Origin of the sequence: Nonomuraea coxensis DSM 45129 (assembly GCF_019397265.1) — a bacterium.
GTDB classification, from domain to species: Bacteria; Actinomycetota; Actinomycetes; order Streptosporangiales; family Streptosporangiaceae; genus Nonomuraea; species Nonomuraea coxensis.
In genome coordinates, this window is sequence record NZ_CP068985.1 from 6,466,702 (window position 1) to 6,489,753 (window position 23,052).

Annotated in this window: 19 protein-coding genes; 5 read left to right on the top strand and 14 right to left on the bottom strand. The window is 73.1% G+C overall.

The genetic code is table 11. The annotated features are described in order from the left end of the window. Positions 1-285: 285 nt before the first annotated feature. Positions 286-3,357 carry an AfsR/SARP family transcriptional regulator gene (locus Nocox_RS30315; protein WP_020542867.1) on the top strand — a complete coding sequence of 1,024 codons (3,072 nt, stop codon included), beginning with the start codon at positions 286-288 and terminating at the stop codon, positions 3,355-3,357. Between the two features lie 9 nt (positions 3,358-3,366). Here Nocox_RS30315 and Nocox_RS30320 read toward each other — a convergent pair whose 3' ends face one another. After that, positions 3,367-4,026 (bottom strand): potassium channel family protein, encoded by a 660-nt coding sequence (locus tag Nocox_RS30320; protein ID WP_020542866.1) that lies wholly within the window; start codon positions 4,024-4,026, stop codon positions 3,367-3,369. After that, positions 4,026-4,691 (bottom strand): potassium channel family protein, encoded by a 666-nt coding sequence (locus Nocox_RS30325; protein ID WP_026214280.1) that lies wholly within the window; start codon positions 4,689-4,691, stop codon positions 4,026-4,028. The genes Nocox_RS30320 and Nocox_RS30325 overlap by 1 nt, the downstream gene beginning before the upstream one ends. A 102-nt stretch (positions 4,692-4,793) precedes the next feature. On the opposite strand from Nocox_RS30325, the gene Nocox_RS30330 reads away from it, so the two are divergent. Next, entirely contained in the window at positions 4,794-6,830 is a 2,037-nt protein-coding gene (locus Nocox_RS30330; RefSeq protein WP_026214279.1) for an APC family permease, read from the top strand. On the opposite strand, the gene Nocox_RS30335 is transcribed toward Nocox_RS30330, so the two are convergent. Continuing rightward, positions 6,817-8,454: an alpha/beta hydrolase gene (locus tag Nocox_RS30335; protein WP_157383008.1), complete on the bottom strand. Its 1,638-nt coding sequence runs from the start codon at positions 8,452-8,454 to the stop codon at positions 6,817-6,819. The two genes, Nocox_RS30330 and Nocox_RS30335, sit on opposite strands and share 14 nt — an antisense overlap. A 65-nt stretch (positions 8,455-8,519) precedes the next feature. Here Nocox_RS30335 and Nocox_RS30340 point away from each other — a divergent pair, with 65 nt between their 5' ends. Then, the gene (locus Nocox_RS30340) at positions 8,520-9,770 is read left to right on the top strand and encodes a class I SAM-dependent RNA methyltransferase (protein ID WP_033408878.1); all 1,251 of its coding nucleotides are present in this window, start codon (positions 8,520-8,522) and stop codon (positions 9,768-9,770) included. 36 nt (positions 9,771-9,806) lie between these two features. Here Nocox_RS30340 and Nocox_RS30345 read toward each other — a convergent pair whose 3' ends face one another. The 7 genes from Nocox_RS30345 to valS all read right to left on the bottom strand — a co-directional run bounded on the left by Nocox_RS30345 (position 9,807) and on the right by valS (position 16,469). Beyond that, entirely contained in the window at positions 9,807-10,478 is a 672-nt protein-coding gene (locus Nocox_RS30345; protein WP_026214277.1) for a DUF3159 domain-containing protein, read from the bottom strand. A 4-nt stretch (positions 10,479-10,482) separates the two neighbouring features. Further along, positions 10,483-10,869, bottom strand: coding sequence for an OB-fold nucleic acid binding domain-containing protein (locus Nocox_RS30350; protein ID WP_026214276.1), 387 nt, complete (start codon positions 10,867-10,869; stop codon positions 10,483-10,485). Between the two features lie 28 nt (positions 10,870-10,897). Beyond that, a complete protein-coding gene (locus tag Nocox_RS30355) occupies positions 10,898-11,539 on the bottom strand; it encodes a DUF3710 domain-containing protein (RefSeq protein WP_157383007.1) in 642 nt (213 codons plus the stop codon). Between the two features lie 38 nt (positions 11,540-11,577). Beyond that, positions 11,578-12,018, bottom strand: a complete 441-nt coding sequence (dut, locus tag Nocox_RS30360) for a dUTP diphosphatase (RefSeq protein WP_020542858.1) — start codon at positions 12,016-12,018, stop codon at positions 11,578-11,580. Further along, entirely contained in the window at positions 12,015-12,569 is a 555-nt protein-coding gene (locus tag Nocox_RS30365; RefSeq protein ID WP_020542857.1) for a PaaI family thioesterase, read from the bottom strand. Before Nocox_RS30365 ends, dut begins: the two co-directional genes overlap by 4 nt. Positions 12,570-12,580: 11 nt before the next feature. Further along, a complete protein-coding gene (locus Nocox_RS30370; protein WP_020542856.1) occupies positions 12,581-13,789 on the bottom strand; it encodes an AI-2E family transporter in 1,209 nt (402 codons plus the stop codon). 169 nt (positions 13,790-13,958) lie between these two features. Then, a complete protein-coding gene (gene valS, locus Nocox_RS30375) occupies positions 13,959-16,469 on the bottom strand; it encodes a valine--tRNA ligase (RefSeq protein WP_026214275.1) in 2,511 nt (836 codons plus the stop codon). 78 nt (positions 16,470-16,547) lie between these two features. Between valS and Nocox_RS30380 the strand changes: the two genes are divergently transcribed. Then, positions 16,548-16,832, top strand: a complete 285-nt coding sequence (locus Nocox_RS30380) for a DUF4235 domain-containing protein (RefSeq protein WP_084685630.1) — start codon at positions 16,548-16,550, stop codon at positions 16,830-16,832. Here the strand turns inward: Nocox_RS30380 and Nocox_RS30385 are convergent. From Nocox_RS30385 to paaN, 4 genes are read right to left on the bottom strand one after another with little or no spacing between them, the layout of a single operon-like run. Then, complete coding sequence (locus Nocox_RS30385; protein WP_020542853.1) at positions 16,765-18,198, bottom strand: alpha,alpha-trehalose-phosphate synthase (UDP-forming); 1,434 nt, start codon at positions 18,196-18,198, stop codon at positions 16,765-16,767. The genes Nocox_RS30380 and Nocox_RS30385 overlap by 68 nt on opposite strands. A 21-nt stretch (positions 18,199-18,219) precedes the next feature. After that, a complete protein-coding gene (locus tag Nocox_RS30390) occupies positions 18,220-19,761 on the bottom strand; it encodes an FAD-dependent monooxygenase (RefSeq protein ID WP_020542852.1) in 1,542 nt (513 codons plus the stop codon). After that, entirely contained in the window at positions 19,758-20,705 is a 948-nt protein-coding gene (locus tag Nocox_RS30395) for an MBL fold metallo-hydrolase (protein ID WP_020542851.1), read from the bottom strand. Before Nocox_RS30395 ends, Nocox_RS30390 begins: the two co-directional genes overlap by 4 nt. Positions 20,706-20,720: 15 nt before the next feature. Continuing rightward, positions 20,721-22,370, bottom strand: coding sequence for a phenylacetic acid degradation protein PaaN (paaN, locus tag Nocox_RS30400; protein WP_020542850.1), 1,650 nt, complete (start codon positions 22,368-22,370; stop codon positions 20,721-20,723). Between the two features lie 82 nt (positions 22,371-22,452). On the opposite strand from paaN, the gene Nocox_RS30405 reads away from it, so the two are divergent. Continuing rightward, positions 22,453-23,052, top strand: coding sequence for a TetR/AcrR family transcriptional regulator (locus Nocox_RS30405; RefSeq protein ID WP_246649600.1), 600 nt, complete (start codon positions 22,453-22,455; stop codon positions 23,050-23,052).

Genomic DNA, 23,052 nt, shown 5'->3' on the forward strand with positions numbered 1-23,052 from the left:
GCGCGGGTCCCACCGCTCGGACGCGGTCGGGGCGGCCGGTTTCCGTCCCGGCCACACGGACGCGCGGCCACCCGAGACGCTTCTGTGCTCCTCGAACCAGCCACGCGGTCCGCGCCAGCCACGCCGGCCGCGCCGAACGAGCCGACCGCGCCACGCACGTCGGGTGCGCTGCATCGTTCCTCCGTGTCCGTCCGTCCATCCGTCCGCCCTGGACGGATGCCAGGCTGCCCGTACGCGGTCACCGTTCGGTCACCGGCCGGTCACCGAGGGTGGTATCACTGGCGGGTGGGGTTCGCGTTCGGGATTCTGGGGCCGCTGGAGGTGACCTTCGACGGCGTGCCCATCGTGATCGGCTCGGCCAAGCAGCGGGCTCTGATGGCGGCGCTGCTGGTGGACGCGGGCCAGGTGGTGCCGGTCGAGACGCTGGTGGCCCGGCTGTGGGGCGAGCGTCCGCCGGACGGCGTACGCAACACCCTGCAGAACCACGTGCTGCGGCTGCGGCGGCGGCTCTCGGCGGCGGCCGGGGCGGAGGCGCCGATCCTGTCCCGTCCGCGTGGCTACCTGGTGGAGGTCGCCGACGGCGCGCTCGACGCGCACCGCTTCGACCGGCTGCGGGCGGAGGCCGTGGGCGCGGCGGGCGACAACGCGCGGGTGGCGGAGCTGCTGCGGGAGGCGCTGTCGCTGTGGCGCGGCGACCCGCTCGCGGACGTCGAGTCCGACCTGCTGCGGCGGGAGGTGGCCCCTGCCCTGGCCGAGCGCCGGCTCTGCGCCGTCGAGTCCCGTGTCGAGGCGGATCTCGCGCTGGGGCGGCACGCCGAGGTGCTGGCCGAGCTGCGCGAGCTGACGGCGGCCCACCCGCTGCAGGAGCGCTTCTGGGGGCAGCGGATGCTGGCGTTGTGCCGGGCCGGGCGGCCGGGCGAGGCGCTGCGCTGTTACGCGACGGTCCGCGAGCTCCTGGCGGACGAACTGGGCGTCGATCCGTGCGCCGAGCTGCGCGAGCTGCACGGGCGCATCCTGGCTGCCGACCCGGGCCTCGTCCCCGCTCCCCGTCCCGAGCCGCCGCCGCCCATCGGCGGGGGCGGCTGCGGCCTGCCGGCCGAGCTGACGTCGTTCGTGGGGCGGGAGGGGCTGATCGAGCGCGTGGAGGGTCTGCTCGGCGCCGCGCGCCTGGTGACGCTCACGGGCGTCGGCGGTGTGGGCAAGACCCGGCTCGCCCTTCGCGTGGCGGCCCGGCTGTCTGCCGAGGGCCGCCACGCGGAACCCTGGGCCCCTGAGGCGGCGGGCGTGTTCGGTGACGGGGTGTGGCTGGCGGACCTCGCCGTCGTGAGCGAGCCGGGGCGGATCGAGCCAGGGCGGATCGAGGCGGCGGTGGCGGAGGCGTTGGGGGTTCGGGACCAGTCGGCGCGGCCCGTTCGTGAGGTGCTGCTGGGTCATCTGCGCGAGCGGCGGACGCTGCTCGTCCTCGACAACTGCGAGCACGTGGTGGCCGCCGTCGCGGAGCTGCTGGGCGTGCTGCTGCGCGGCGCGCCCGGGCTGCGGGTGCTGGCGACCAGCAGGCAGGCGCTCGGCGTGCCCGGCGAGCACGTGCTGCCGGTCCCCCCGCTCACCGTGGACGAGGACGGCGAGGCCCTGCGGCTGCTGGCGGACCGGGGCGCCGCCGCCGCGCCCGGCTTCACCGCCGAAGGGCCCGCCCGCGCCGCCGCCCTGCAGCTCTGCCGCCGTCTTGACGGACTGCCGCTCGCGATCGAGCTGGCCGCGGTCCGGCTCGGCGCGCTCTCGCTCGACGAGATGCTCGAACGCCTCGACGACCGCTTCCACCTGCTGACCGGCGAGCCCGGAGAGCCCGGCGAGGCCCTGTACGCTGCGTGGCCCGTCCCGCGCTACCAGCGCACGTTGCAGGGCGTGATCGACTGGAGCCACGGGCTGTGCACCGAGCGCGAGCAGGTGCTGTGGGCGCGGCTGTCGGTGTTCGCCGGCGATTTCGACCTGGCCGCCGCCGAGGCGGTGTGCGACGGCCCGCCGATCGCCCGCGGGGACGTGCTCGACCTGCTCGCCGGGCTGGTCCGCAAGTCGATCGTGACCGCGCAGCCGGCAGGGGGGCGCACGGCGTACCGGCTGCTGGAGACCATCCGCCAGTACGGCCTTGCGCGGCTGCGTGAGCTGGGCAGGGAGGCCGGGCTGCGGGTACGGCACCGCGACCACTACCTGCGCCTCGCCGCGGGCGCGGCGGCCGGGTGGTGCGGGCCGGAGGAGGCCGTGTGGTTGTCCAGGACGCGCCTGGCGCTGCCCAATCTGCGGGCGGCCATGGAGTTCTGCCTGACGTGGCCGGGCGAGGCGGTGGCGGGCCTGCGGCTGGCGGTGCACCTGACCAGCGCGCAGACGTGGTTCTTCGGCGGCACGCCGGCCGAGGGGCGGCGGTGGCTGCTGGCCGCGCTCGCCCAGCAACCCGGCCCCGGCCCCGGCCCTGATCCCGGCCCCGGCCCCGGTCTCGGTCCCGGCCACGGTCCCGGCCACGGTCCCGGCCACGGTCCCGGCCGCGGTCCCGGCCCTGGCCCTGATCCCAGCCCTGGCCCCGCTCCTGGGACTGCTCAGGACGTGAGGCCGCAGGTGGTGGCGAGTGCGTTCGCGGTGTGGATCGCGCTGTGCCAGGGGGATCCGGAGGGGGCCGACGCGCTGCTGGCGGCGTGCCGGGAGCGGGCCGGGCGGCTGGACGGTCCGGAGCCGGCGGTGACGTTCGCGGAGGGCGCGTACGCGCTGCTGCGGCACGCCGACCCCGCCGCGATCGGGCTGCTGGCGCGGGCCCGCGCCGAGCTGCGGCGGGACGGCAGGATCGGCGACACGCACCTGGCGACGCTGGTGTGGGCGATGGCCGCGGTGTTCCTCGGCGACCGGGAGACGGCGCTGGCCGCGGGGAGCGAATACCTGGCCGAGGCGCGGGCGCACCAGGGCGCGTGGGCGACGTCGTGGGGGCTGTGGGGCGTAGGGCTGGCCGAGCTGCGGCACGGCGACCCGCACCGGGCGGTGGAGCTGCTGCGCGACAGCGTGGAGCGGCAGCGGGCGCTCGGCGACCGCTGGTCGCCCACGTGGGGCGTGGAGGTCCTGGCCTGGGCGGTGGCGGCCACCGGCGACGTGGCGCGGGCGGCCCGGCTGCTCGGCGCCGGCGAACGGTTGCGGCGGGAGTTCGGGGTGCTGCTGACCGGGCCGTTCCGGCAGGCCCACCTGGCGGTGGCGGAGGGGCTGCGGGGCGCGCTGGGCGGCGAGCGGTGGGCGGCCGCGTTCGCCGCCGGCTCCGCCGCCCCCGACCCGTTCGCCGAGGCCCTGGCCGGCGGCAGGACGAGTGGGAGCGGGGTGAGCTGAGGACCGGGGTCAGTGCTGGGAGAGCAGGTGGGCGAGCTCCTGCTCGACCTCCTGGCTGGCCACGAAGAGCAGTTCGTCGCCCGCCTCCAGCGGGTCGTCCGCGGACGGCACCAGCACCCGGCCCTCGCGCAGGATCGCGACCAGCGCGGAGTCCACCGGCCACGGCACCGCCCCGGCCCGCTGCCCGACCACCGGGGCGTCGTCGGCCAGGGTGAGCTCGACGAGGTTGGCCTGGCCCTGCCGGAACGTCATGAGCCGCACCAGGTCGCCGACGCTCACCGCCTCCTCGACCAGGGCGCTCAGCAGGCGCGGGGTGGAGACGGCGACGTCGACGCCCCACGACTCGTTGAACAGCCACTCGTTGTTGGGGTGGTTGATGCGGGCCACCACGCGCGGCACGCCGTATTCGGTCTTGGCGAGCAGCGACACGACGAGGTTGACCTTGTCGTCGCCGGTGGAGGCGACCACGACGTGGCAGTTGTTGAGCCCGGCCTCGTCGAGGGAGGCGATCTCGCAGGCGTCGGCGAGCAGCCATTCGGCCCGCGGCACACTGTCGATCTTGATGGCGCGGGGGTCGACGTCGATGAGCAGGACCTCGTGGCCGTTCTCCAGCAGCTCCGCGGCGATGGAACGCCCGACCGCGCCCGCTCCGGCGATGGCGACGCGCATCAGTCATCCACTTCCGGCGCTCCGGCGAGCGCCTTGTTGATCCGGTCCATGTCGTTCTCGGCGGCGATGACGTGCAGCACGTCGCCCTCCTGGACCACGGAGTCCTGGGTGATGGTGAGGGCCTCGCCCATGCGGTTGATGAAGGCGGCGCGGACGCCGGCCCTCCGCTCCACGTCGACGACGCGGGTGCCGATCCAGGAGGGGTTGACCGCGACCTCGGCGAGCACGACGGTGCCCGTGGGGTCGCGCCACAGCGGCTCGGCGCCCTCGGGCAGGATGCGGCGCAGGATCTGGTCGGCGGTCCAGCGGACGGTGGCCACCGTGGGGATGCCGAGACGCTGGTAGACCTCGGCCCTTCGGGGGTCGTAGATGCGGGCGACGACGTTGTCGACGCCGAACGTCTCGCGGGCCACCCGCGCGGAGATGATGTTGGAGTTGTCGCCGCTGGAGACGGCCACGAACGCCGCCGCCGACTCGACGCCGGCGTCGGTGAGCACGTCGCGATCGAAACCGACCCCCGTCACCCGGCGCCCGCGGAACCCGGCGCGCAGCCGCCGGAACGCCTGCGGGTCGCGGTCGATGATGGCAACGGAGTGGCCGTTGTCCTCGAGGATGTGCGCGAGGGTCGATCCCACGCGACCACACCCCATGATCACAATATGCATGTCCCCCCGCATCGTCGCGGCCGGCGGTTGCTCAGACTCCAGTATGGCGTCAGGAGGGAGCACCTCGTTTAGGCCGGGCGTCTGGGGCTAGCATCTCGTTTCGTGGCGAAGGTAACGGATCTTGTCAAACGCTTGCTCGTGGGGCGCGCCCTGCGCAGCGGGCAGCTCCACGAGCAATTGCTCCCCAAACGCATCGCCCTGCCGGTCTTCGCGAGCGACGCGCTCTCCTCCGTGGCCTACGCCCCCCAGGAGATCCTGGTCATCCTGTCGCTGGCCGGCGTCTCCTTCTACGCCTACAGCCCCTGGATCGCCGCCGCCGTCGTCGTGGTGATGCTCACGGTCGTCGCCTCCTACCGGCAGAACGTGCACGCCTATCCCAGCGGGGGCGGCGACTACGAGGTGGCGACCACCAACCTCGGCAAGAACGCCGGTCTCACGGTGGCCAGCGCGCTGCTGGTCGACTACGTGCTGACCGTCGCGGTGTCCGTCGCCAACGGCGTCGACTACGTGGGCGCCACCATCCCGATCGTGGGCCAGCACAAGCCGGCCGTCGCCATCGCCATCGTCGTCCTGCTCACCGTGGTCAACCTGCGCGGCATCCGCGAGTCCGGGGTCGCCTTCGCCGTCCCCACGTACGCGTTCATGATCGGCGTGCTGCTGCTGATCGCCGTGGGCGGGTTCCGGCTGCTGGTGCTGGGCGACGAGCTGCACGCCCCGAGCGCCGGGTTCACCATCCGGCCCGAGCAGACCGACCTGACGGCCTTCGCCGCGGCCTTCCTCATCCTGCGGGCCTTCTCCACCGGCTGCGCGGCCCTGACCGGCGTCGAGGCCATCAGCAACGGCGTGCCCGCCTTCCGCAAGCCCAAGAGCAAGAACGCCGCCACGACGCTGCTCATGATGGGCCTCGTCGCCATCACGATGTTCGGCGGCATCATCGCCCTCGGGCTGGCCTCGGGCGTGAAGGTGGCCGAGCCGTCCGTGGTGGCCAGGGACCTGATGCGGCCGGACGGCACCCCGGTCGGCCCTGACTACTACCAGCAGCCGATCATCTCGCAGGTCGCGGACGCGGTGTTCGGCGGCGGGTCGCTGCCGTTCGTGCTGATCTCGGCGGTGACCGCGCTCATCCTGTTCCTGGCGGCCAACACGGCCTTCAACGGCTTCCCTGTGCTGGGCTCGATCCTGGCCCAGGACCGCTACCTGCCGCGCCAGCTCCACACCCGGGGCGACCGCCTGGCCTTCTCCAACGGCATCATCATCCTGGCGGCGGGCGCGTGCCTGCTGCTCTGGGGGTTCAACGCCGACGTCAGCCGCCTGCTCAACCTCTACATCGTCGGCGTCTTCGTCTCGTTCACGCTCAGCCAGACCGGCATGGTCATCCACTGGACCCGCCACCTGCGGACCGAGCGGGATCTCAGGCTCCGCCACCAGATGCACCGCTCCCGGGTGATCAACTTCTTCGGCGCGGTCATGACGGGGCTGGTGCTGATCGTCGTGCTGCTGACGAAGTTCATGGTCGGGGCGTGGATCGTGGTGATCGCGATGCCGATCCTGTTCCTCATGATGAAGGGCATCCGGCGCCACTACGACAACGTGGCGGCCGAGCTGGAGATCGACGAGGACTACGAGCCGGCCATGCTGCCCGCCCGCAACCACGCGATCGTGCTCATCTCGAAGATCCACAAGCCGACGATGCGCGCGCTGGCGTACGCCCGCGCCACCCGGCCGTCCTCCCTGGAGGCGGTCACCGTCGGCGTGGAGGGCGAGGAGGCCCGCCAGCTCCAGGAGGAGTGGGAGCGGCGCGGCATCCCGGTGCCGCTGAAGATGCTCGACTCGCCCTACCGGGAGATCACCCAGCCGATCCTCGACTACGTCAAGACGCTGCGGCGGCGCTCGCCGCGCGACGTCGTCACCGTGTTCATCCCCGAGTACGTCGTCGGCCACTGGTGGGAGCACCTGCTGCACAACCAGAGCGCGCTGCGGCTGAAGGCGCGGCTGCTGTTCAAGCCGGGCGTCATGGTGACCAGCGTGCCGTGGCAGCTCCACTCCTCCGACCGGCTGACGGGCCGGCGGGAGCCTCCGGCGCCGGGCGCGGTGCGCCGCCCCGGGCAGGTCAAGGACGACGGGATCAGAACGAGCTGAGCAGCGTCCGCAGCCGCACACTGTCGGCGGCGTCCCAGCCGGGCGGCGCGGCCACGGCCGCCCAGGCGTCGACGACGTTGGCGTTGTAGCGGTGCCCGTGGCCGGGCGGCACCGACAGCGCCGAGGTCATGTCCACCAGCACCTGCCAGAACGTCACCAGCGGGAACCACTTCATCCGCGGGTTCACGCCGGGCCCGCGCTCGCCCTCCAGCCAGGCGGGACGGCGCAGGATCAGCGCGGGCGTCCACCAGACGATGGGGTCGGAGGCGTTCTGCAGGTAGACCACGCGCGGCCTGGCCCAGGGGCCGGGCGGGCGGCCGAGGTCGCCGGGTGTCTGGGCGAAGCGGACGGTGCGGCCCGCCTCGTACACCGGCCGCCACACGGGGCTGCCCGGCTCCCGGCCGACGGTGACGTGGCGCCAGATGGGGTTGACGTTGGGCGGGCCGACGAAGACGGCTCCGTCCGTACGGGCCGTCAGGTCGCCGAGGTCGCGGAAGGCGTGCTCCAGCGCGTACGAGCCGAGGCTCTCCCCCGCCAGCACGAGCTTCGGCCGGCTGTCCGCGGGCAGCTCGGCCCAGCGGGCGCGCACCGCCTCGAACAGCGCCCGCCCCGCCCTGGCCGCCCGCTCCCGGTCCACCAGGAACGACACCCAGCTCGGCAGGTACGAGTACTGCACGGCGACCGTGGCCGAGCGGCCGTCGTACATGTACTCCAGGGAGGCGGGGATGCTCGGGTCCACCCATCCGGTGCCGGTGGTGCCGAGCACGGCGAGCACCGGCCGCCGGAAGGCCCCGGTGCGTTCCAGCTCGCGCACCGCGAGGGCCGCCTGGGCCTGCGGGGTGGGGGCGGCTTCGAGGCCGACGTACACCCGGATGGGCTCGGTGGCGGGCCGGCCGGAGAAGGCGGTGAGACGGGCGGGGGCGGGGGCGCTCGCGACGAAGGTCCGGCCTTCCTTGCCGAGGGTGTCCCAGGGGACGAACGAGCCGGGGCCGCCGGACACCAGTCTCGTGGCGGGCCGCCGCACGCCCGGCGCGGTGCCCTGGTTGGCGACCGAGGACACGTCGCTCATCCGCGCGACGAACGCCGAGAACAGCACGTCGTTGGCGAACACCGCGACGAGCACGGCCATGAGCACCACGCCGATCGCGCGCCCCACCTGGACGGGCACGAACCGGTCGAGCCAGCCGATGAGCTTGCGGCCGCCGAGGCGTACCAGCCGGGCGAGCAGCAGCCCCAGCGTGAACAGCACCACCGCGACGCCCAGGATGAGCGGCGGGAACCAGGTGAGTGAGGTGTCCATGCCCATGAGGGCGCGCAGGTCGCGCTGCCAGTCGTGGCTGTACCAGAGCGCCACCACGGTCAGGACCGCGCAGCCGCCGATCAGGGCCCGCCAGGCGAGGCGGCGCCCCCGCTCCGGCGGACGGTAGCGGATCAGCGCGCGGCCGAGCGCGCCGAGCGCGGCGCCGGCGGCGTAGCCCATCAGGGCCGTGACCGCGGCCATCACCCCCTGGTACATCCAGGTGCGCGGCAGCAGCGAAGGCGTGAGCGAGGCGCAGGCGAACAGGGTGCCCAGCAGGACTCCCCCGAAGCCGGGCCACCGCCGCACCACCCGCGCGTTGTCCACGACGACCAACAGTAGTGGATCAATTCCGACAGTAGTCAGCCAGGTCAGGGCATAGGGTGTCGCATGTGGAACAGGGATCTCTGGAGCTGACGGTGGGTCCGGTCGCGCACGGCGGCTGGTGTGTGGCGCGGCACGAAGGGCGCGTGGTGTTCGTCCGGCACGCGCTGCCGGGCGAGCGGGTGATCGCCGAGATCACCGAGGAGAGCGCCAAGTTCCTGCGCGCCGACGCGGTGGAGATCCTGGAGCCGTCGCCCGACCGCGTCGTCCCGCCCTGCCCGTACGCGGGGCCGGGCCGCTGCGGCGGCTGCGACTGGCAGCACGCCACTCTGGACGCCCAGCGGCGGCTCAAGGCGCAGGTGGTGGCCGAGCAGCTCCAGCGGCTCGCGGGCATCGAACGTGAGGTCGTGGTCGAGGAGGTGCCTGGCGCCGCCGACGGGCTCGGCTGGCGCACCCGGGTGCAGTTCGCCGCGCTGCCCGGCGGTGAGCTGGGCTTCCGCCGGCACCGCTCGCACGAGATCGAGCCGGTCGACGCCTGTCTGATCGCCCATCCCGAGGTCGAGGCGGTCGCCGCCGAGACCCGTACGTGGGCGGGGGCCGCCGGCGTCGAGGTGATCGCCTCCTCGGGCGGCGAGCGGGCCGTGGTCGTCAGGCCCAGGCCGCGGCGCAGCGTGACCGTGCCCGACCTCGACGCGCCCGCCTCGATCCTGGTCGACCAGGGCAAGGGCCGCACCGAGCCGCGGCGCGGCTCCGGGGTGCTGCACGAGCAGGTGGGCGAGCGCCGCTTCCGGGTGATGGGCAGCGGCTTCTGGCAGGTGCATCCGGGCGCGGCCGAGACCCTGCTGGACGCGGTGCTGGCGTACGCGGCGCCGGAGCCCGGCGAGTGGGCGCTCGACCTCTACTGCGGGGTGGGCCTGTTCGCGGCGGGCCTGGCCGAGGCGGTGGGGCCGGAGGGCGCGGTGTTCGGCCTGGAGTCCGAGGCCGCCGCCGTCCGCGACGCCCGCGCCAACCTGCGCGACCTGCCGCAGGCCCGGGTGGAGCGTGGGCGGGTGGAGGAGGCCCTCGACCGCTTCCAGATCGAGCGCGCCGACCTCGTCGTGGTGGACCCGCCGCGGGCGGGCCTCGGCCGCGAGGTGGTGGAGCGCGTCGCCGCGCTGGAGGCCACGCGCGTCGTCTACGTCTCCTGCGACCCGGCCACCTTCGCCCGCGACCTCAAGTGGCTGGGCGAGCGCGGCTACAGGCTCGCCGGGCTGCGGGCCTTCGACGCCTTCCCGATGACCCACCACGTGGAGTGCGTGGGCCTGCTGCTGCCCGCCTAGACGGGCAGAGCGGGTCAGGCGCGGGTCAGGCGCGGCTCAGGCCGGGGCGACCGGGGGCTTGATGGGAGTGCGGCCGCGGCCGAGCATCCAGAGCATCCCGGCCAGCGCCGCCACCTGCAACGGCCAGCCCATGGCGATCTTGGCGAAGCCGAGCGCGGCCACCGCCTCGTCGCCGCCGCCGAACAGGTAGACCGGCCCCTGCACCGCGACCCGCACCGCGCACGGCAGCATGAGCAGCCAGGTGAGCCGGGTGCAGAGCCGGACGATGCCGGGATCCTTGCGCCAGGCGGTCGGGTCGCCGGTGACCGAGCCGATGAGGAAGCCGACCACCGGCCATCGGGCGACGATGGAGATAAGCATGCCGATCATGTAGCCGGCGTTCCACAGGATGCCGGGCAGGAAGTAGTCCTTCGCGTCGCCGGTGCGGCTGGCGAAGAACGCCCCGATCGCGATGCCGATCAGGCTGTTGATGACGAACTGCGGCGTGGACCGCTGCACGACCCGGGCCACCAGCAGCAGCACCGCCAGCGCGATGCTGACGATGAGCGACGTCTTCAGCTCCTCGGTGGCGATCCAGCACACCGTGAAGGCGATCGTCGGGATCGCCGCCTCGATGATGCCGCGCACGCCGCCGAACGCCTTGGCGAGCTGTGCTCGCACCGCCGCTTCCACCGTGTCGTGGGCGACCTCTTGCGCCTCAGCACTCACCTGATCAACTCCCTGGCCGGAGCTCGTATCGCGGATTGAACATCACCTTGCGGCCGTCCTGCATGCTGACCAGCCCCTCGGCCTTGACCGTGCGGCCCGGCTCGATGCCGGCGATCTTGCGGCGGCCGAGCCAGACCAGGTCGATCACGTCGGACCCGTCGTAGAGCTCGGCCTCCAGGGCGGGGGCGCCGCCCCTCGGGCGCAACGTCACCGTACGTAGCGTACCCGCCACGCAGAAGCGCCGGCGCCCGCCGCACGACACGATCGGGGTCGCGCCGACCTCGTCGGCGTCCTCCCGTAGTTCCTGGGCCTCGATCTCCGACTGCGGGGACGCCAGCCGGGCGAAGAACCCACGCAATCCCCCGCGTTTCGCGGGCTCTGCCGTACTCATGATGACTCAGCCTACGTGATGTCAGCTCTCAGCGAATCTCACTGATTTCCGGCCCTCGTTTGAACGGGTTGAGACCGGGGCGCGCGTCCGTCTGCTCGCCGCCCGCCTGCTCGTTGGGCCGGCGCAGCGGGATGGGCTCCTCGCGGGCCATCGGCTCGTCGCCGCGCACCACGACGACGTCCTTGACGAAGTCGACGAACGCGCCGGCGACCGCCTCGTCGAACGCGCCGGGCCCGGAGATCACCGCGAGCAGGAACCAGCGCGGACCGTCGACGCCGAGGTAGCGGGCCGGGCGGCTGCCGCCGTCCATCCTGATCTCGCCCGCCAGCTCGGTGCCGAGCGGGCCCTCGCGCTCCTCCAGGTCCTTCGCCTGCGCGCGGATCTTGGTTTTGACCTCGTCCCAGAGGCCGGAGCTGCGCGGCGCGGCCAGCGCCTGGAGCTGCAGCGTGCTCTCCCCGCTGATGACGACCACGCCGACGTGCTGGTCGCCGACCGAGGCCAGGCGCACCTCGAAGTCGGGGTTGTGCGGCAGCCGGAGGCCACCGAGGTCGATGCGCTCGTTGTCCGGATGGGGCTCGTCGGCGTCCCACGGGCCGGACTCGCGCGTGGGGGCGGCCTGCTCCTGCTCGGCCACCGCATCCGGCTGCTCTCGACGACGACGTCGGAACACGTTCCTCACTCTCCCTGATAGTGGTGCTGGAGGGGCCGTCAGCGCCCCGTCGAACCGAATCCGTTGGCGCCGCGCACCGAGCCGGGCAGACGCTCGACCTCGTAGAAGGCGGCCCGCTCGACCCGCTGGATCACCAGCTGGGCCACCCGGTCGCCCCGCCGGAGCCGGAAGGGCTCCTTGGCGTCGGTGTTGATCAGCGTGACCCGGATCTCGCCGCGGTAGCCGGCGTCGACCGTGCCCGGCGCGTTGACCAGGGTGACACCGTGCCTGGCCGCGAGGCCGGAGCGCGGGTGCACGAAGGCCGCGTAGCCGTCGGGCAGGGCGATGGCCAGCCCCGTGCCGACCACGGCCCGCTCGCCCGGCGCCAGCTCGACGTCCTCGGCGGCGTAGAGGTCGGCGCCCGCGTCGCCCGGATGGGCGTAGGACGGCGGCGGCAGCTCGGCGTCGAGCCGCTGGATCAGAACCTCCACCTTGCTCACGGATTCACCTCGAAGTCCTGGTGCTCGGCGGCGATGGCGGCCAGGTCGCCGTGCTCGGCGAAGTGCTCCATGCTCACCTCGATGAACAGCGCCGCCGCCCTGACGGCGACCGGCCCGTCCGGGGCGCCGATGCGCCCCTCAGCCTCAAGGTACGCCTTCCGCCCCGAGATGCCGTTGCACCAGGCGCGCAGGTGGAGTGTCGTGCCGACAGGAACGGGGAGAAGGTAGTCGGTCTCCAGCCGTCCTGTGACATACGGCTTGTGGAACAGGTAGACCGACATTCCGATGACCTCGTCCATGGCGGCGGCCAGGACGCCGCCGTGCGCCAGCTTGGGCGCGCCCTGGTGCGCCTCGCCCACCGTGAACTCGGCCTCGACGGTGGCGCCGTCGGGCGTCCGGGCCGTGAGGTGCAGGCCGGTGGGGTGCTCGGTGCCGCAGCCGAAGCAGTGGCCGTAGTGGGAGCCGAGGGCGGCGCCGGGCAGCGGGGCTCCCGGCGGGGGCGCGGGCGCGGCGGCGCCGGGCGGCGGAGTGGTCAGGGAGGAACGGGTCACGGGTGACGAGGTTACTCGCTGTCGGCGCTCCGCTCGTCCGCGGCGCGAGCGGCGGGAGCGGCGGACCGCTCGTCCGCGGCGGGAGCGGCGGGCCGGTCGGGCCGGTCGGGCCCCGGCTCGCTGTCCGGTTCGCCCTTCTCGTGCACGGACGGGGGTGGCGGCAGGGCCGGCTGCTGGTGCCGCAGCTCGGGCAGCGCCCGGTAGATGACGGCCGCGACCGGCACCGCCACCGCGGCTCCCGCGATGCCCGCGAGGATGCCGCCGATGGCCAGCACCAGGATGATCGCCAGCGGATGGAAGTTGAGCGCCCGGCCGACGATCAGCGGCTGCAGGACGTGGTTCTCCAGCTGCTGCTCGACGATGAGGATGCCGAGGAACACCAGCGCGAGCACGATGCCCTTGGCGCCGAGCGTGACCAGTGTGGCCACGGTGCCGGCGAAGAAGATGCCGACGATGGGGATGAAGCTGGCGAAGAAGATCAGCACCGCGAGCGGGGCCCACAGCGGCACGCCCATGCCGGCCAGCACGATGCCCATGATCACGCCGTGCACGGCGGCCACCGCGACCGTGCCCTGCACGTAGTGGGAGAGGGTGGTCCACGCCGCCCGGCCGGCCCGGTCGATGCGCGGCGCGACGTCGCCGAAGCCCTTGAGGATCCACGCCCAGATGCGCTCGCCGTCCTTGAGCAGGAAGAACGTCACGAACAGCAGCAGCACGATGGACGCCAGCACCTCGAAGGCGACCGCGCCCGCGCTCAGGACGGTCGTGGTGATCGCCTGCCGCTGGGTGTTGACCATGGTCGCGACCTCGTCGACGTACGCGGTGATCTGGGCCTGCTGCAGATGCAGCGGGCCGGTGATCAGCCACTCCTGGACGTCTCTCGCGGTCGCCTGGACCTGCTGGACCAGGTTGGGGAACTCCTCGCCGGCCCGCGCGCCGACCAGCCAGCCGGTGCCGGCCAGCACGGCCAGCGCGATCAGCATGGTGACCCACGTGGCGTAGATCGGCCGCATGCCCGCCTGGCGCAGCCGGTTGGTGAGCGGGTAGAGCAACGCGGTCAGCAGCAGCGCGACGGCCACCGGCAGGGCCACGAACGTGAGCCTGGCGATGATGAGCGCGAAGAAGTAGACGACCACGCCGACGAGGATCAGGCACACGCACCAGGCGGCCGTCTTGGCCAGCGTGGGCGGCACGAGCTTGGTGGGGCGGTCGGGCAGCACGTGTTCAAGACTGTCACGTCCGGGCGGCGAGTGCGCGCCCACTGCGCCACCGGATCGGGCGCGGAGCGCGCCGGCGAAGATCGGGCCTGGGCGACCGCCGGAGGGCGTGTCACCGTCATGGGCATGCGGGGTCCGTGAAAGGGGGCGGCGCCCCCTTTCACGGCGCCCGTCAGCCCAGGTGGACCTCCACGGCCAGCTCGTCGCCGTGCCCGAGCACGAACTCCTCGACGTTGCCGGCCGCGCACAGGTCGTCCTGCGCCTGGCGCACCAGCTCCGCCTCAGGACCGGTCACGGTCAGCCGCGCCACCTCGGCCCGCATCGACAGCTTGGCCTCGGACTTGGCCTTGCGCACCCGCCCGAGCACCTCGGAGGCCACGGTCAGCACCGCCGGGTTGCCGTCGCCCGGCTCGGGGACGGGCCACGGCGCCCGGTGCACCGAGCCCTCACGCCACCACGACCAGACCTCCTCGGTCACGAACGGCAGGAACGGCGCGAACAGCCGCAGCAGCACGTCCAGCGCCTGCCGCAGCGCCGCGTGGGCCGAGCCCGCCCCCGGCCCGCTCTCCTCGTACGCGCGGGCCTTGACCAGCTCCAGGTAGTCGTCGCAGAACGCCCAGAAGAAGCGCTCCACGACCTCCAGCGCCCGGCTGTGGTCGTAGGCGTCGAACGCCTCGGTGGCCTCGCGCACCACGCCGGCCAGCGCAGCCAGCACGGACCGGTCGAGCGGCTCGCTCACCTCGCCGCCGTCCCCGGCCAGGCCGAGCACGAACCGGGAGGCGTTGAGGATCTTGATGGCGAGCCGCCGGCCGATCTTGAGCTGCCCGGGCTCGAAGGCGAAGTCGACGCCGTAGCGCCCGCCCGCCGCCCAGTAGCGCACCGCGTCGGAGCCGTGCTGCTCCAGCAGGTTGAGCGGGGTGACCACGTTGCCCTTGGACTTGGACATCTTCTTGCGGTCGGGGTCGAGGATCCACCCCGAGATCGCGACGTCGCTCCACGGCAGCCGGTCCGACTCCAGGTGGGAGCGCGTCACGGTGGCGAACAGCCAGGTCCGGATGATTTCGTGCGACTGGGGCCGCAGGTCGGCCGGGTAGACCCGGCGGAACAGGTCGTCGTCGCGCTCCCAGCGCCCGGCGATCTGCGGCGTCAGCGACGAGGTCGCCCAGGTGTCCATGACGTCGGGGTCGGCCATGAACCCGCCGGGCACGCCGCGCTGCTCCTCGGCGTAGCCGGGCGGCACGTCGCTGGACGGGTCGACCGGCAGCGTGTCCTCGGCGGGCAGGATGGGCGCGTCGTGGACCGGCTGCCCCGCCTCGTCGATCGGGTACCAGACCGGGAAGGGCACGCCGAAGAAGCGCTGGCGGGAGATCAGCCAGTCGCCGGTGAGCCCTTCGACCCAGTTGTCGTAGCGCACCTTCATGTGCGGCGGGTGCCAGCGCAGCTCGGCCCCGCGCCGCAGCAGCCGCCGCCGCAGCTCCTCGTCACGGCCGCCGTTGCGGATGTACCACTGGCGGGTGGTGACGATCTCCAGCGGCTTGTCGCCGCGCTCGTAGAACTTCACGGCGCGGCTGACCGGCCGGGGCTCGCCGTCGAGGTCGCCGGAGGCGCGCAGCAGCTCCACGATGCGCTCGCGGGCGCTGTGCACGGTCTTGCCCGCCAGCTCTTTGTACGGCTCCGCGTCCACGCCCTCGGGCGGCTCGGGCAGCAGCCGGCCGTCCCAGCCGATGACCGGCCGGGTGGGCAGGGACAGCTCCCGCCACCAGGTGACGTCGGTGATGTCGCCGAAGGTGCAGATCATCGCGATGCCGGAGCCCTTGTCCGGCTCGGCCAGGTGGTGCGCGAGCACCGGCACCTCGACCCCGAACAGCGGTGTCAGCACCGTGGTGCCGAACAGCGCGCGGTAACGCTCGTCGTCGGGGTGCGCGACCAGCGCCACGCACGCGGGGATCAGCTCCGGCCTGGTCGTCTCGATCCAGACCGGCCCCCGCTCGCCGTAGAAGGAGACGCGGTGGAACGCGCCGGGGTGCTCGCGGTCCTCCAGCTCGGCCTGGGCCACGGCGGTGCGGTAGGTGACGTCCCAGAGCGTCGGCGCCTCGGCGAGGTAGGCCTCACCGCGCCGCAGGTTGCGCAGGAACGCCCGCTGCGAGACCGCCCGCGCCTCGTCGCTGATCGTCGTGTAGAGCAGCGACCAGTCGACCGACAGTCCGACCCGCCGCCACACCTCCTCGAACGCCCGCTCGTCGACGGCGGTCAGCTCGTGGCACAGCTCCACGAAGTTGCGCCGCGAGATCGGGATCTCGCGTTTGCCCGGCTTCTCCGGTGGAACGAACTCCGGGTCGTAGGGCAGCGAAGGGTCGCAGCGCACGCCGTAGACGTGCTGGACCCGCCGCTCCGTGGGCAGGCCGTTGTCGTCCCAGCCGATCGGGTAGAAGACCTCTTTGCCGGTCATCCGCTGGTAGCGGGCCATGATGTCGGTGTGGGTGAAGGAGAAGACGTGACCGACGTGCAGCGAGCCGGACACGGTCGGCGGCGGCGTGTCGATCGAGTAGACCTGCTCGCGCGGCTTCGACCGGTCGAAGCGGTAGGTGCCGTCGGCCTCCCAGCGGGCTACCCATACCTGCTCCAGGCCGTCGAGAGTGGGTTTCTCGGGCATGGAGGCATGGCGTAGTCGCTGTTCAGTCATGCCACCTTATGGTACGGCTTCGCGGCTCCCGCGAGCGGTACAGACTAGTGTTCGTTACATATGGGGAAGGAGATCGGCATGGCGGATGACAAGCCGGACGTTGCCTGGCGGATCATCGGCGGCCTGGTGGGGCTCGCCACGGGGTGGGCGGCCCGCAAGCTGCTCACCTTCGTCTGGGTGAAGGCGACCGGCAAGGAGCCGCCCGTCGACACCGAGGCGCCGGAGGTCAGCCTGGCCGAGGCCATCGGATACGCGGTCCTCATGGGCGTCGGCATGTCCGTGGCTCAGATCGTGGTCAACCGGACCGCCAGGAAGCGCTATGACGCGTGGCGGGCTCTGAAGCAGGTGACTCCAGGGCAGTGAGGAACTCACTCGCCCAGCGGTCCACGTCGTAGGTGGCGACCCGGCGGCGCATCGTGCGCATCCGCCGGGCCAGCTCGTGCGGCGTGGCCCGCATGGCGGCCAGCATCTGGCGCTTGACGTCCTCCACGTCGTACGGGTTGACGAGGTAAGCCTGGCGCAGCTCGTCGGCGGCCCCGGCGAACTCGCTCAGCACGAGCGCCCCGCTGAGGTCGTGGTGGCAGGAGACGTACTCCTTGGCCACCAGGTTCATGCCGTCGCGCAGCGGGGTGACCACCATGACGTCGGCGGCGAGGTAGAGCGCGGCGAGCTCCTCCTGGTTGTACGACTGGTGGAAGTACCACACCGGCTGGTAGCCGAGCGTGGCGTGCTCGCCGTTGATCCGCCCGACCTGCAGCTCGATGTCGTCGCGCAGCCGGCGGTACTCGTCCACCCGTTCGCGGCTCGGGGTGGCGATCTGCACGAACACCGCCTCGCCGGTGCGCAGCCGCCCGTCCTTCAGCAGCTCGCCGAAGGCCTCCAGGCGTTGCCCGATGCCCTTGGTGTAGTCGAGCCGGTCCACGCCGAGCAGCACGTGCTCGGGCTCGCCCAGCTCGGACCGGATCTCCTTGGCCCGCGCCACGATGTGCGGCTCGCGCACGAGCGAGTCGAGCTGCCCGAAGTCCACCGAGATCGGGAACGCCTGGGTGCGCACGACGCGGTCGTCGAGGAAGATCTCGTTCCCCTTGTACGGCAGCCCGAGCAGCCTGCGGCACAGCCGGCGGAAGTTGGAGGCACCGCCGGGGAGCTGGAAGCCGACCAGGTCGGCGCCGAGCAGCCCTTCCACGAGGTCCTTGCGCCAGGGCAGCCGCCAGAACAGCTCGACGGGCGGGAACGGGATGTGCAGGAAGAACCCGATCCGCAGGTCGGGCCGGAGCTTGCGCAGCATGGAGGGCACGAGCTGGAGCTGGTAGTCCTGCACCCAGACGACCGCCCCCTCCTCGGCGATCTCGGCGGCGGCGGCCGCGAACCGCTCGTTGACCAGGCGGTAGGCGTCCCACATCGTGCGGTGGTACACCGGCGGCGCGACGGCGTCGTGGTAGAGCGGCCAGAGGGTGGCGTTGGAGAAGCCCTCGTAGTAGAGCTCCACCTCCTCGGCTGACAGGGCCACGGGGATCAGGTTCATGCCGTCCTGCTCGAACGGCTCCAGTTTCTCGTCCGGCGCCCCGTGCCAACCGGCCCAGGCTCCATGGCGGCGCTGCATCACCGGCGCGATCGCGGTGACGAGCCCGCCGGGGCTCCTGCGCCACGAGGCCGTTCCGTCGGGATCGATCGTCCTGTCCACCGGCAACCGGTTGGCGACGATCAGATACGAACTCCGGCCAGTCACGCAGTCCCTCCTCTTGTGGGGTCAAGTTTCGGTAGAACCGCCGAGAGCGCGGCCCACGGCGACCGCCACCGAGTCCGGACCCGCATGGGGGATGATGGCGGCGATGTGCGCATCCGGCCTGATGAGCCATGCCTCGTCCGGCCCTGCGCCGAGCCTCTCAGCGAGCGAGCCGGTTCCGTCCATCTCCGCGAGCCCGCGTACGGCGAGCGGCGCCGTAGTGACCTTGCCCAGGACCTGCACAAACAAACTCGAATCGCACATATCACCCAGCAGTACGAGGAAACCATCCCGGCAGCTCTCGCGCAATCGCCCGCCCGGCAGAACGGCGTCGGGCAGGATCACACCGGGCGCCGGCGGGCAGGTCGCACCCCTCGGCGGGCGGCCGGCGAACGGCCGGGACGGCTCCGGCGTCGTGAGGGGCGAGTCGACGTACCAGAAGGGCTCGGCGAAGCGGCCGGAGTCCACCTGGTCCACCAGCCCGCCCTCCAGCACCGCCCGCCGGCGCGCCCGCTCCTCGGCGCTCCGCGGCGCGAGGAAGCGCATGGTGGCCCCGGTCACCTCCAGGTTCTCGCGCGCCGCCGCGTGCCGCTCGGCGTGGTACGACTCCAGCAGCTCAGGCCCCGCCCACCCGTTGAGCGCGAACGCCAGCTTCCACGCGGCGTTCTCGGCGTCGGGGACGCCGGAGTTCAGACCGCGCGCCCCGAACGGCGCCAGCAGGTGCGCCGAGTCGCCCGCCAGCAGCACCCGCCCGGCCCGCATCCGGTCGGCCAGGCGGTGGTGGAAGCGGTAGGTGCTGTGCCAGAGCAGCTCGTACGGCCGCCCGCCGACGATCCACCGGATCTTCCGCGCGATGTCCTCCCGCGTCGGGACGAAGTCGGGCGCGATCTGCCAGTCGATCCTGAACGTCCCGCCGGGGCACGGATGGATGAGCACCTGCCGCCCCGGGTTCCAGACGGGGTCGAACCAGAAACGCCGCTCGTCCTCCCAGCCGGGCAGCTCGGTCCTGATGTCGCAGATCAGGAACTGGTCGTCGAACGTCTCGCCGCCGAAGCGCACGCCGAGCGCCCGCCGCAGCGGCTCGGCCCGCGCCCCGGCGCACAGCAGCGCGTACGACGCCCGCAACCGCCGCTGCCCGCAGTGCACGGTGACGCCGGAGTCGTCCTGCGTGAAACCGGTCACCTCGTGGTCCCAGCGCACCTCGACGAGCGGCTGCGCGGCGGCGGCGTCGTCCAGGATCTGCTCGGTGCGGGCCTGCGAAAGGTTCACGAACGGCGGCAGCGGCCCCTCCCGCTCGAACGACCACGACAGCAGCTCCCGGTCGCGGTAGTAGGTGCGCGCCGTCGTCCAGGTCACGCCCTCCTCGGCGATCCGCTCCGCGCCCGCCGCCGCCCAGATGTCGAGCACGTCGCGCTGCTGGCAGATCGAGCGCGACCCGGCCGCCGTCCGCTCCGGCCGCCGGTCCAGCACCAGCGCGTGGACCCCCCACCGGGCCAGCAGCAACGCCGCCGTCAGCCCCACCGGCCCGGCCCCGACCACGATGACCTGCGCGTCGTCGCCGCTCATGACTGGAGCTCGTCCCAGACCTCGCGGTCGCGTTCGGCGGTCCACACGCGCGGGCGCTCGATCCCGTGCAGCTCGTCCCAGAGCCGGGAGACGTTGAACGGCAGGCAGTGCTCGAAGATCGGCCAGGAGCCGTAACGGGGCGCGAGGGCCCGGTGCGTCCGCGCGAACGCCTCCTTGACCGAGCCGGCGCCGCCGACCTCACGCAGCATGACCTCCAGGAAGTGGCGGGTCTGGCCGATCGCCGCGGCCACCTCCTCCGCGCCCCTCGCCACCGCTCCCCTGCCGCCCACCAGCGTCTCCGCCCCGAACGACGCCACCCGGTCGAGCGTCGTGGACGCCCACTCCCGGTGGAAGGCGTCGCCGGTGTAGAGGGCGGCCCGCGACTCGACCAGGTCGCCGGCGAACATGATCCGCTGCCGGGGCAGCCACGCCACCAGGTCGCCCTCGGTGTGGCCGCGCCCGCAGTGGGCCAGCACCAGGTCTCCCCTGCCGCCGCCGAGGTCGATGGTGAACGTGTCGCTGAACGTCGCCGTCGGCCAGGTCAGGCCGGGGATCGAGGCGGGATCCCGGAACAGGCGGGGCATGCGGACGTACTCGCTGGCCCAGTCCTGCTCGCCGCGCTCGGCGATCAGCGCGCGGGTCCTGTCGTGGGCGACGATCACGTCCGCCCCGAACGCCGACGCGCCCAGCACCCGGACCGCGTGGTAGTGCGACAGCACGAGGTAGCGGACCGGCTTGTCGGTGCGGGCCCGCAGCCGGGCCAGCCACTCGCGGGCGGCCACCGGGGTCGCGAGCGCCTCGAAGCAGACGAGGAAGTCCTCGCCCTCGATCGCGCCCACGTTGGGGTCGCCCTCGGCGTTCAGCGCGTACACGCCGTCCGCGAGCGTCTCCAAGGTCTGCCTCTTCTCGGCGAGATCGGCCGAGGAGGCGAACGGTCTGGCCATGGCGTCAGCCGGCTTTCATGCGGGGTGGCGGGACTGGACGACGTGGAAGCGGCCGGCGACGTAGCCGGGGTCGGTGAGCGAGGCGGTCGCGGCCGGGTTGGCGCCGGTGCCGTGGTAGTCGCTGAAGGCGGCCGACTGGTTGACGTACACGCCGCCGGTCAGGTTGCACGACAGGTTGACCCCCGCGTCGAGCGCGGCCCGCTCGGCGTCGTCGAGCACCCGCGGGGAGGTGGAGTAGACGGAGGCGGTGAGCGCGCCCCTGACCTTCACGGTGCGCCGCAGCAGGTCGAGGCTCTCCCCCGTGGAGCCGGTGGGGATGAGGAACGACACGGGCCCGAAGTGCTCGCGCCCGTAGACGTCGTCGGCGGAGGCGTGCACCCGGACGATCGCGGGCGTCCGCACCACCGCGTCGGGGAAGGCCGGATGCCGGATCGCCCGCGACTCCAGCACCACCTCGCCCAGCTCCCCGGCGCCCTCGACCCGGGCGAGCACGTCGGGGTTGACGATCGCGCCGGTCAGCTCGACCGCCCGCGCGTCGTCGCCGAGCAGCCGCCCGACGGCCTCGGCCAGCCCTTCCGCGACCTCCTCGAAGCTCTTGTGCCCCTCGTCGGTCTCGACGCCGGCCGCCGGGACGAAGATGTTCTGCGGCGCGGTGCACATCTGCCCGCTGTAGAGCGACAGCGAGAACGCGAGGTTGGCGAGCATCCCGTGCCACGAGCCGGTCGAGTCGACGACGACGGCGTTGACCCCGGCCTTCTCGGTGTGCACGAGCGCCTGGCGGGCGTTGCGCTCCAGCCAGTCGCCGAACTCGGTGGAGCCGGTGAAGTCCACGACCCGTACGCGCGGGTGGGTGGCGAGGGCCGTGGCGAGCCCCTGCCCCTCCTCGGCGGCCAGCGACACCAGCGCGGGGTCGAACCCGGCCTCGGCCAGCACCTCACGCGCCACCTGCACGGTGATCGCGAGCGGCAGGATCGCCCGGGGATGCGGCTTGACGATCACCGGGTTGCCGGTGACGAGCGAGGCGAACAGCGCCGGGTAGGCGTTCCAGGTGGGGAAGGTGTTGCAGCCGATCACCACGGCCACGCCCCTGGGCACGACGGTGAAGCGCTTGGTCATGACCAGCGGCTCGCCCTTGGCGGGCTTCTCCCAGCGGGCGCTCGCCGCCGAGGAGGTCATGGCCTCCAGCCCGTACGCGACCGCCTCCAGCGCGCGGTCCTGCGCGTGCGGCCCGCCGGCCTGGAAGGCCATGACGAACGGCTGCCCGCTGGTGTGCTGCACCGCGTGCGCGATCTCGAAGCTGCGCCGGTTGAGCCGGTGGAGGATCTCGGCGCAGGCGAGGGCGCGGGCCTCCGGCCCCGCGTCCCGCCAGGCGGGCATGGCCGCCGCGGCGGCCGCGATCAGCTCCTCGGCGATCGGCTCGGGGTAGGTGATCCCGAGGTCGATCCCGTACGGCGAGCGCTCCGCGCCGATCCACGACCCGGTGCCGCCCTCCTGCTCCAGCGGGAACGGCTTGCCCAGGTAGGACTCGAACGCCGCCTTGCCCCGCTCGGCCGCCCCCTCGCCGTAGACGCGGGGGCTCGGCGATTCGGGGTAGGCGCTCCAGTGGCCGCGCCCGGCGATCGCGGCCCTGGCCTGTCCCAGGGTGTCGCGGTGCTGTTCGAACATGTTTGCTCACCCTCTTGACAGAAATCTGCCGGACGGTGAAGTGTTTACCGAACATTCGGTCAGTTGACAAGGAAGACCTGCCGTGGCCTTAGATGTGTCCACCCCGCCCCGCCGGCGCGGGCACGACCCCGAGTCCGTCCTGTCGGTCGCCGTGGGCGTCTTCAACGAGCGCGGCTACGACGGCACCAGCATGGAGGACCTCGCGCGGGCGCTCGGCGTCACCAAGTCGGCCATCTACCACCACGTCCCCGGCAAGGAGCAGCTGCTCGCGCGGGCGCTCGACCGGGCCCTCGACGGGCTGTCCGAGCTGGCCGCCGACGCGCGCGCGGCGCGCGGCCCGGCCATCGACCGGCTGGAGCGGGTGGTCCGGCAGAGCGTGCGGGTGCTGACCGAGCGGCTGCCGTACGTGACGCTGCTGCTGCGGGTGCGCGGCAACAGCGCCACGGAGCGGGCGGCGCTGGCGCGGCGCGCGGAGTTCGGCGCGCTCGTCGGCCGCCTGGTCGACGAGGCGGCTGAGGAGGGCGCCCTCCGTCCCGGCCTGGACCCGGCGCTGGTGACGCGGCTGCTGTTCGGGGCGGTGGGCTCGATCGCCGAGTGGCACCGGCCGGAGCACGGCGCGCCGGCCACGGAGGTGGCCGACGCGCTGGTGGGGATGGTGTTCGACGGCCTGAAGAGGGGATGA